A 2844-nucleotide genomic window follows, 5' to 3' on the forward strand; every position below is an offset into this window, starting at 1 on the left:
GAGGTGAACCGAGGTGCCCGCGGCAAGGCCGTCTGATCAGCGACAATTAGAAATCCGGTCAGCGACAATTAGAATTCCCGCCTCGGATCCAGTTGGTAACCTGTCCAAATCCTTTCATGGGGAGGACTTGGATGGTTACCGACCAGCAGGTGAGGAAGTTGATGAAGTTGAGGCAATCAGGCCAGCCGTTGAGCGTGTCGGCGGCGAAGGCCGGGATGGACGAGAAGACGGCGCGCAAGTATCTGCGCCACGGGAAGCTCCCGAGCCAGTGCTTGCCAGAGCGCACCTGGCGAACACGAGAAGACCCCTTCCGGGAGGTCTGGGATGAGGTGAAGGAGATGCTGGCGTTGCAGCCGGGTCTTCAGGCGAAGACCGTGTTTGCCTATCTGCAACGGCAGCGCCCGGGTCGATTCGCCGACGGCCAGCTTCGCACGTTGCAGCGTCGGATGCGCATCTGGCGGGCTCTGGAGGGGCCTTCGCGGGAGGTTTTCTTCGCGCAGCGTCACGACCCAGGCCGACTCGGCCAATCGGACTTCACGGACCTCGCGTCGTTGGGCGTGACCATCGCCGGCGAGTTGTTCCCCCATCTGCTGTATCACTTCGTGCTGACGTATTCGAACTGGGAGAACGGGACGGTGTGCTTCTCGGAGAGCTTCGAGAGCCTGAGCGCAGGGTTACAGAACGCGCTCTGGAAGCTGGGGAAGGTGCCGATCGCGCATCAGACCGATCGCATGACCGCGGCGGTGCACAAGCTGGATCACCCCGACGAGTTTACGGCTCGTTATCGGGCGTTGCTCGGGCACTACGACCTCGAGGGCAAGAAGATCCAGGCGCGCAAGGCGAACGAGAACGGCGACGTGGAACAACGTCATCACCGCATCCAGGTCGCGCTGGACCAGGCGTTGATGCTCCGCGGTAGCCGAGAGTTCGCGAGCCGTTTCGAGTATGAGGCGTTTCTCGAGGCGGAGTTCGACCAGGCGAATGCTGGTCGCCGCGCACGGCTTGACGACGAGCTTTCCGTGATGCGCCCGTTGCCTCGGGCTCGGCTGAACGATACCAAACGAGAACGAGTTCGCGTGCGTCAGGGCAGCACGATCCGCGTATCGAAGAATACGTACTCGGTACCGAGCCGCCTGATCGGCGAACAGGTGGACGTGCGGATCTTCGCCGAGGTGCTGGAGGTCTGGTATGCCCAGCGCCGTGTCGAAGTGATCCCGCGACTCCGAGGCACGTCGAAGCACCGCATCCAGTACCGTCACATCATCGACTGGTTGGTACGCAAGCCGGGGGCGTTCGCCAACTATCGCTACCGCGAGGATCTGTTCCCGACGACCCACTTCCGTATGGCGTACGACTTGCTATGCCAGACGACTCCGGCTCGGGCGAGCAAGGAGTACCTGCAAATCCTGGAACTCGCCGCTAGAGAGAGCGAGGTTGGCGTCGATGTCGCGCTCCACACCCTCTTGACGAGCGGTGCGTCGGTCACGGCCGGCGAGGTGAAGGCCCTCGTCATGGATGATCCGGTCCGAGCGCCGGGCCACGACGTGGACGTCGAAGCGCCCGACCTCGGCGCGTACGATGCGCTGTTCAGCCGGGAGGAGGTGGCGGCATGGGCCGAGGTGTAAACCTGACCGCGACTCTCACCGACCATCTGCGGGATCTCCACATGCCGACGATCCGGACCACGTTCGAGGAAACGGCCCGTCGTGCGGAGAAAGAGTCTCTGAGCTACGAGCAGTATCTGCTGGAGCTGGTTCAGTGCGAGGTCGAGAGCCGCCGCCACAACCGGATCGAGCGGCTACTTCGCGAGTCCAAGCTGCCGCTGGAGAAAACGCTCGAGAACTTCGACCTCAAACGCCTGCCCGTGAAGCTTCAGCGGCAGGTGCGCACACTGGCCGAAGGGTCGTTCCTCGATCGTCACGAGAACGTGCTCGCGTTCGGTAAGCCCGGGTCGGGGAAGAGCCACCTCATCTTCGCGCTCGGCCAGGAACTGATCCAGCAAGGCCGGCGCGTGCTGGCGACGACCTGCAGCTTGCTGGTGCAACAGCTGCTCATCGCCAAGCGCGACCTGAAGCTTGCGAGAGTGCTGAAGCGCCTCACCAAGTACGACGCACTCATCATCGACGACATCGGCTACGTGCAGCAGGACCGCGAGGAAATGGAGGTCTTGTTCACCTTGCTCGCCGAACGCTACGAGCGTGGCAGCGTAATGATCACCAGCAATCTTCCGTTCTCCAAGTGGGAGGAAATCTTCAAGGATCCCATGACCACTGCGGCAGCGATCGACCGCTTGGTGCATCACAGCGTGATCCTCGAGCTGAACCTGCCGAGCTACCGGATCGAGTCAGCAAAGAAGGGTCGCGATGGCGAGACGAAAGCCAAGGCACAAGAACAGGAGAGGACCGGGTAGTCCGAAAGTCGCGCCCCCCGGGGGGCGTCCCCGCCATGAGGCGGGGAAAGACAAGAAGCCCGTCCAAGGCTTCGCCTTGGTCGGGTCCCCAAGACCCGGACTCCCCAGACACTGGGTGACGAGCTCTACTCGTCACAGGATGTTCGAGAAGGTGGGGCAACGGGAATTATAGTTGTCGCCGCCGGGATTAATAGTTGACGCTGTTCACTTCACGCTCGTTTCGTCCGATCATCCCGACTCCCGGATCCCGAGAGCCGGGATTTTTCTTGTACGGACCCAAAACGGCCCTCGCCAGTAGGGCGAGTGGGAGGGAAGCGTGGCGCCAGGACGCTGAGCTTTCTCAGTGGAGGGGAGGAGGGCCACGGCTGAGCCGCCAGCGCCGCCGATTGGGGGGGCCAAGGCTTCAAGACAGGGAGGGCGTATTGCCCCGGAAA

At 62.5% G+C, this 2844-nt stretch carries 2 protein-coding genes; both read left to right on the forward strand.

Annotated elements, in window-relative coordinates:
- Positions 1-161 precede the first annotated feature (161 nt).
- Positions 162-1625, forward strand: a complete 1464-nt coding sequence (locus GY769_02170; protein ID MCP4200725.1) for an IS21 family transposase — start codon at positions 162-164, stop codon at positions 1623-1625.
- Entirely contained in the window at positions 1610-2410 is an 801-nt protein-coding gene (locus GY769_02175; protein ID MCP4200726.1) for an ATP-binding protein, read from the forward strand. The genes GY769_02170 and GY769_02175 overlap by 16 nt, the downstream gene beginning before the upstream one ends.
- Positions 2411-2844: the final 434 nt, after the last annotated feature.

The organism is bacterium, from assembly GCA_024224155.1.
Taxonomy (GTDB): Bacteria; Acidobacteriota; Thermoanaerobaculia; order Multivoradales; family JAHEKO01; genus CALZIK01.

Excerpts from the sequence above, each read along its gene's own strand:
- GY769_02170 (MCP4200725.1), top strand. The coding sequence starts at position 162 with ATGAAGTTGAGGCAATCAGGCCAGCCGTTGAGCGTGTCGGCGGCGAAG.
- GY769_02175 (MCP4200726.1), top strand. The coding sequence starts at position 1,610 with ATGGGCCGAGGTGTAAACCTGACCGCGACTCTCACCGACCATCTGCGG.